The organism is Pseudorhodobacter sp., from assembly GCF_030452865.1.
Lineage (GTDB): Bacteria > Pseudomonadota > Alphaproteobacteria > Rhodobacterales > Rhodobacteraceae > Pseudorhodobacter.
The window spans coordinates 1-6,249 of sequence record NZ_JAKDLJ010000216.1 but is presented as its reverse complement, the minus strand read 5'-3'; the positions used below and the strand labels follow the sequence as shown (position 1 = coordinate 6,249).

7 protein-coding genes and 1 pseudogene are annotated in these 6,249 nt (G+C 60.6%); 7 read left to right on the top strand and 1 reads right to left on the bottom strand.

Features of this window, described 5'->3' with window-relative positions; translation table 11 throughout:
• The 7 genes and pseudogenes from L0H65_RS12690 to L0H65_RS12660 all read left to right on the top strand — a co-directional run.
• Positions 1–145 (top strand): annotated as a pseudogene (locus L0H65_RS12690) (argininosuccinate lyase); the annotation flags it as partial.
• Positions 142–273, top strand: a complete 132-nt coding sequence (locus L0H65_RS12685) for a hypothetical protein (RefSeq protein ID WP_301459420.1) — start codon at positions 142–144, stop codon at positions 271–273. The pseudogene L0H65_RS12690 and the gene L0H65_RS12685, both read left to right, overlap by 4 nt.
• Positions 274–285: 12 nt before the next feature.
• Positions 286–450 carry a hypothetical protein gene (locus L0H65_RS12680; RefSeq protein ID WP_301459419.1) on the top strand — a complete coding sequence of 55 codons (165 nt, stop codon included), beginning with the start codon at positions 286–288 and terminating at the stop codon, positions 448–450.
• 33 nt (positions 451–483) lie between these two features.
• On the top strand, positions 484–624 hold the full coding sequence (locus L0H65_RS12675) for a hypothetical protein (RefSeq protein WP_301459418.1): 141 nt from the start codon (positions 484–486) through the stop codon (positions 622–624).
• Positions 624–941, top strand: a complete 318-nt coding sequence (locus L0H65_RS12670; RefSeq protein ID WP_301459421.1) for a DUF2834 domain-containing protein — start codon at positions 624–626, stop codon at positions 939–941. The genes L0H65_RS12675 and L0H65_RS12670 overlap by 1 nt, the downstream gene beginning before the upstream one ends.
• A 78-nt stretch (positions 942–1,019) precedes the next feature.
• Complete coding sequence (lysA, locus tag L0H65_RS12665; RefSeq protein WP_301459417.1) at positions 1,020–2,285, top strand: diaminopimelate decarboxylase; 1,266 nt, start codon at positions 1,020–1,022, stop codon at positions 2,283–2,285.
• A gap of 25 nt (positions 2,286–2,310) precedes the next feature.
• The gene (locus L0H65_RS12660; RefSeq protein WP_301459416.1) at positions 2,311–4,932 is read left to right on the top strand and encodes a TIGR02302 family protein; all 2,622 of its coding nucleotides are present in this window, start codon (positions 2,311–2,313) and stop codon (positions 4,930–4,932) included.
• Positions 4,933–5,172: 240 nt separating this feature from the next.
• Here L0H65_RS12660 and L0H65_RS12655 read toward each other — a convergent pair whose 3' ends face one another.
• Positions 5,173–6,198, bottom strand: coding sequence for a zinc-ribbon domain-containing protein (locus L0H65_RS12655; protein WP_301459415.1), 1,026 nt, complete (start codon positions 6,196–6,198; stop codon positions 5,173–5,175).
• Between the last annotated feature and the right edge of the window lie 51 nt (positions 6,199–6,249).

Genomic DNA, 6,249 nt, shown 5'->3' with positions numbered 1-6,249 from the left:
GAAATCCGCTCATCCGGGTATCCGCGCCGATGTTTTTGACGTGCTGGGGGTGGAAAATTCGGTGCGCAGCCGTATGTCTTACGGCGGGACCGCACCCGATCAGGTGCGCGCGCAAATCGCCCGTTGGAAAGACCTGCTGCAATGAAACCCCTTGTGCTGTTGCTCGCCACACTCTCCACCTCGGCCTGTGATTTCACCGCTCTGGATGGGGCGGAGCCGGTGGTGACGGGGTTGGGGCGCACAGAAACCTCCGTCACACCGTTTCGGAAATAGGGAAAGCATCATATGGCAAAACCCATGACGGTTATCGCCGCTTCGATCCTCGCCCTGCTCACCGGATGTTCTGAGCCGGGCCTTTATGCCGGGGTTGGCATCGGGCCCAATGGCGTCACGGTCCGTCCGGTAGCAACCGCGCGGGTCGGTGGCGCGCATGTCTCCATCAGTCCCTGACTTGCACGTGTCGTGAATCCGGAAAGCTCTGAAATGCCCAAATTCCTTGCCTTGCTGTGCCTGTTTCTCGCCGCCTGCGGCGCGGATGGTCCGCCGAAATACTCCGATGCCAAAGCCCCGACACATGGCGTCACACTGTCCGGCGATGCGCGCGGCGGCGTGGTGATCAAGTGATCTCCCCCTTGCGCATGGCCTATCTGGCGCTGGCAGTTTGGGGTGCGCTACATCCGACGTATTTTTTCATCCGTTATATGGTTGAGACCGGCAGTGGATTGTCTGGCTTGTTGGATGCGTGGTTTACCAATGCGTCCACCACCGGCTTGGCCTGGGATATGACAATTACCGCCATTGCACTGACGGTTTGGGTCCTGGCTGAAACCTTCACCCGCAAGAACTGGTTGGCGCTGATCGCCATTCCCGCGATCTTTGGCATCGGCGTCTCCTGCGGCTTGCCGCTCTATCTTTTCTTGCGCACACGCCCGGTGATCTGATGCACAAAACCTGCCCGCTTGGCGTGGCCGGGGGTAACATGCTAAGGGGCGGGGAAGGCCAAGACAGCGGGGACAGACATGGACCATTTCATCTATAAAAACGGCAGTCTCCATGCCGAGGACGTGGCACTTTCCGATATTGCATCGCAGGTGGGAACGCCGTTTTACTGCTATTCGACCGCAACCCTTACCCGGCATTACCAGCTTTTCACCGAAGCTCTTTCGCCGCTGCCGCATCTGGTCTGCTTCGCAATCAAATCGCTGTCAAACCTCGCTGTTTTGAAAACGCTGGCTGATGTGGGCGCGGGCATGGATGTTGTCTCCGCCGGCGAATACATGCGCGCCAAAGCCGCTGGCGTTCCGGGGGATCGCATCGTGTTTTCGGGCGTCGGCAAGACGCGCGACGAAATGCGTCTCGCGCTGATCGGCGGCATACGTCAATTCAACGTAGAATCGGAACCCGAGCTGCGCGCACTGTCGCAGGTTGCCAGCAGTCTTGGCCTCACCGCACCCATCACGATTCGAGTCAACCCGGATGTTGACGCCAAGACGCATGAGAAAATCTCCACCGGAAAAAAGGGTGACAAATTCGGGATTCCGATTTCGCGCGCCCGCGAGGTTTACGCGGAAGCCGCCCGCCTGCCGGGGTTGGACGTGATCGGGATTGATGTGCATATCGGCAGCCAGTTGACCTCGCTGGAACCGTTTGAAGCGGCCTATCTGAAAGTTGCCGATCTGACTCACACCCTGCGCGCCGATGGCCACAATATCCGGCGGCTGGACCTCGGCGGCGGTTTGGGCATCCCCTACACCCGCGACAATACCGCCCCCCCCCTGCCGATGGATTACGGCGCGATGGTCAAGCGCACGGTCGGCGATCTGGGCTGCGAGATCGAGATTGAACCCGGCCGCCTGATTTCCGGCAATGCGGGCGTGCTTGTGGCGCAGGTGATCTATGTGAAACACGGTGAGGACAGAGATTTCCTGATCCTCGATGCCGCGATGAATGACCTGATCCGCCCGGCAATGTATGGCGCACATCATGACATCATTCCGGTGGTGGAACCGGAAGCCGGGGCGGAGCAACAGCCCTATGATATCGTTGGTCCGATTTGCGAATCCGGCGATACCTTTGCCAAAGCCCGCAACATGCCGAAACTTGCCGAAGGGGATATGGTCGCCTTCCGTTCGGCCGGGGCTTATGGTGCGGTGATGTCATCGGAATACAACTCCCGCCCGCTGGTGCCAGAGGTTCTGGTCAAGGGTGATCACTTTGCGGTCATCCGTGCAAGGCCGAGCTTTGACGAAATGCTTTCCCGCGATACGATACCGGAATGGCTGTGAACCGCTGCGGCTCGAAAGAAGGTAAATGACGCAAACGCTTGGCGAGAAAGTCGCGACCCAACTGAAACGGCAGATATGGCTGACGCAGGTTGGGCTATGGGCCGAACGGCTGGCGCGATGCTTTTGGCCGCTGTGGACGGTTTTGCTTGTTACCTTCGCCGTCCTGATCTTTGGCTTGCAGGATTTCGTACCGCTTTGGGCGGTCTGGTCTGGGTTGGCCTTTGCTGTCTTTGCATCCCTCGCCGCCCTTTGGACCGGCTGGCGCAAATTCGCCAAACCGACGCGGGCAGAGGCTTTGGCCCGGCTCGACGCCGCCCTGCCCGGTCGCCCGATTGCTACATTGTCCGACAGCCAGGCCATTGGCGCGAATGATCCGGCCTCCCAAGCAGTTTGGGCCGCGCATCAAGCCCGAATGGCCCGCGCAGCAGAACAAGCCCGCGCCGTCGCCCCCGATTTGCGCCTGTCGCGCCGAGACCCTTACGGGTTGCGATATATCGCGCTGACCGGTTTTGTCGTGGCCTTGCTGTTCGGCTCCCTTTGGCGTGTCGCCTCCATTTCCGATATTGCGCAGAATAACGGTCAGGCGCTTGCCAATGGCCCGAGTTGGGAAGGCTGGGTGCAGCCGCCGCCCTATACCGGCAAGCCATCGCTTTACCTCAACGATATCGACCGCGCGGGATTTGAGGTGCCGGTCGGCAGCCGGGTGCAGTTGCGCTTTTACGGTGAAGTCGGCAAGCTATCACTCGCCGAAACCGTTTCTGGCCGCGCCGATGCCGGTGACGTGACCGCCCCCACGCAGGATTTCGACATCAAGCAAAGCGGGGAACTGGCGATTGACGGGCCAAATGGCGCCAAGTGGAACATCACGATTTTGCAGGATGCGCCCCCGACGATCAGCACCAAGGGCGATCTGACGCGCGAAGCCGATGGCCGCCTGAAACTGCCGTTCACCGCCAAGGATGATTTTGGTGTGACCAGCGGCAAGGCGGTGATCACGCTTGATTTGCCCGAGGTCGACCGCCGCTACGGACTGGCAGCGGAACCGGAACAGACGGCACCGGTGACGCTTGATTTGCCATTGCCGATCACCGGACAGCGCAGGGATTTCAGTGAAATTCTGGTCGATGACCTGTCAAAACACCCTTATGCCAACCTGCCGGTGACAATCACGCTGTCAGCCAGTGACGCAACCGGGCAGAGTGGTTTTGCGCCACCGATGAAAGTGATCCTGCCCGGCAAGCGTTTCTTTGACCCACTTGCGGCGGCAGTGATCGAAATGCGGCGTGATCTGCTGTGGTCGCGCACAAATGCGCCCCGCGCGGTCGAGATTTTCAAGGCAATCACCAACCGACCCGAAGATCTGATCCGCAATGAAAAGGCCTATCTGCGCCTGCGCGTCGCGCTCCGGCGGCTGGAGGCGAACGCGGATGGCCTGACGGTTGAAGTTCGCGATGAGCTTGCTGATGCGTTTTGGGATATCGCTTTGCTGATTGAGCAGGGCGATCTGCAATCGGCCCGCGAACGGCTGCAACGCGCGCAGGACCGCTTGGATGAGGCAATCCGCAACGGTGCCGACCCTGATGAGATTGACAAGCTGATGCAGGAACTGCGTCAGGCGATGGATGATTACATGCGGATGTTGGCCGAAGAGGCGCAGCGCAACCCCGACAGTGCGGCGGCGGATGAACAAAACAGCATGGAAATCACCGGCGACCAGTTGCAGGAGATGATGGACAAGCTGCAAAAGCTTTTGGAAGAAGGCAAGATGGACGAAGCCGCCGACCTGATGGAAATGTTGCGCAAGTTGATGGAAAACATGCAGGTCACGCAAGGGGAAGGCGGCAAAGGCGGCCCCGGCCAGCAGGCGATGAAGAACCTCGGCGACACGCTGCGCGACCAGCAAGACCTGTCGGATGACAGCTTTTCCGAAATGCAGAACCCGGAAGGGCAAGGTGACCAGGACGGCCAGCAGGGTGAGCAGCAGGGCCAGAACGGCGAACAGGGTCAGGATGGTCAGCAACCCGGTGAGCAAGGCCAGCAACCGGGCCAGAACGGCCAGCAGGGCCAAGGCGATCAAGGCACAGAACAGGGTCAGAACGGTCAAAGCCAGCAAGGTGTCGGCAAGGATGGTCAGGGGCAAGGCAAGGGTCTGTCAGAACGTCAGGGGGATTTGCGCAACCGACTGGGAAAGCTGAACGGTGGCATGTTGCCCGGCGCGGGTTCTGAACAGGGCGAAGCCGGACGAAAATCACTGGATGAGGCAGGCCGCGCGATGGAGGATGCCGAACGTGCGCTGCGGGATGGCGACATGCCGGGCGCGCTCGACAGTCAGGCCGATGCCATGCGGGCGATGCGTGAAGGTATGCGCGCGCTCAATGAGGCATTGGCGCAGGAGCGCCGCGAAAATGGGCCGGGCAACAGCCAGGGCGAAGCAGTCGGCCGGGATGATCCGAATTCCGCGCGTGATCCCTTGGGCCGGGAACCCGGTGACGGCGCGCGCATCGGATCGGACCGCAATTTGTTGCAGGGTGAGGATGTCTATCGCCGCGCTCAGGATTTGTTGGATGAAATCCGTAAACGGCAAGGTGACCAATCGCGCCCGGACGCGGAGCGCGACTACTTGAAACGGTTGCTGGATCTGTATTGATGCGACTTAACTCTTTGCCAAAACAGATGAATCTCTGGCGCTGGCAACAAAGCGCCTGAACCGCATTGCACGCCACTATCCCGAACTGCGGTCGAAACACCTTAGGGCCGACTCGGCTCGCAGATCTCACTTCCTCGGTCCCGACGGCAATGCGGCGCTTGGTCAGCACAGCGCGTTCATGCGTTGCAGTCGAAGGCAATTCAGCACGTTCGAGGTTTGCCCCCTGCACCAACCCCAAAATCAGCTTTCGGGTTTGCCTGTCAGGTTTTGCAACGCTGAAATCGCGCTCCGCATCGCACCGTCCAGCCAGACCCTGCCGTTGTTCACGCCGGATACATAACTATCCATCGCGCCTTTTGTGGCCGGAAATTGCTGCGTGATTTTTGGCGCGGCAAGATAGGCCGCAATCAGCACGACAGCGACCAGAAGCATCAGCGAGAACCCGCTGCGGAACCCGTTTCTCTGCGCCTTCGGCTGCATGGCATCCTGCGCCATGATCACTGCATCACCGCTGCGGTCTTCGGTACTGGCGCGCAGAGTTGAATTGATTTCCTCTATATCCGGCAACAGATCGCGCCGCGCAGTCGGGCGCTCCGTGACTTCGGGTTCCGGCTCTGCCACATCACCGCGCAAACGCGCCAGACGGTCCCGCACCGCTTTAACGGTATTTCCCGCCCCTCGGGTTTCTTCAAGCCCGAGATCGGGCTGCGATTCGAGCGGACGCGGGGTTTCAGACCGGCGCGCGGCGGTTTCGCGCTCCGCCTCCTCACGCAGGACGGCAAGCAGGTTTTCGTCCAACCCACGGCGCGGAGGGCCGGGCTGCGGCACCGCCTCGGGCGTCGGCTCTTCTGGCGGCGGCGGTGATGCGGGTGGTACTGTCGCTTGTTGAAGCGTGGGTTCTTTTGGACGGAATTTGGGTGTATCAGATGCGGGCGGCGGCGCGTTGGCCACAGCCTCCGACGCATCAACTGGCGGTGCAGGCTGTGGGATGACCGGCGCAGGCCGGGCGACCGATGCCGTCTGTTCCCGCTGCGGGGGCGCAGATTGCGCCGCAGTTTGCGCAGGGGCGGCGGTCGGTTTTGCAACCACGCCACCCATCACGGAACCGAACAGAGCGTCCTCTGCTTCTTGCTCTGCTTCCTGATCGGGCGGCATCTGAAACCACGCGTGCCCGCAGTTGGAACATTGGACATCGCGACCAGCCTCGGGGATCGCCGCATCATCCACTTCATATTGCGCGTCGCAATTCGGGCATATCAGCCGCATTTGCTTGTTCTCCGCCCCAATTTATCGGTTCGCAACCAACTTCTACTCGTG

Bases quoted from the DNA above. Each gene is read 5' to 3' on its own strand.
- L0H65_RS12685 (WP_301459420.1), top strand. From the start codon at position 142: ATGAAACCCCTTGTGCTGTTGCTCGCCACACTCTCCACCTCGGCCTGT.
- L0H65_RS12680 (WP_301459419.1), top strand. From the start codon at position 286: ATGGCAAAACCCATGACGGTTATCGCCGCTTCGATCCTCGCCCTGCTC.
- L0H65_RS12675 (WP_301459418.1), top strand. From the start codon at position 484: ATGCCCAAATTCCTTGCCTTGCTGTGCCTGTTTCTCGCCGCCTGCGGC.
- lysA (WP_301459417.1), top strand. From the start codon at position 1,020: ATGGACCATTTCATCTATAAAAACGGCAGTCTCCATGCCGAGGACGTG.
- L0H65_RS12660 (WP_301459416.1), top strand. From the start codon at position 2,311: ATGACGCAAACGCTTGGCGAGAAAGTCGCGACCCAACTGAAACGGCAG.
- L0H65_RS12655 (WP_301459415.1), bottom strand. From the start codon at position 6,198: ATGCGGCTGATATGCCCGAATTGCGACGCGCAATATGAAGTGGATGAT.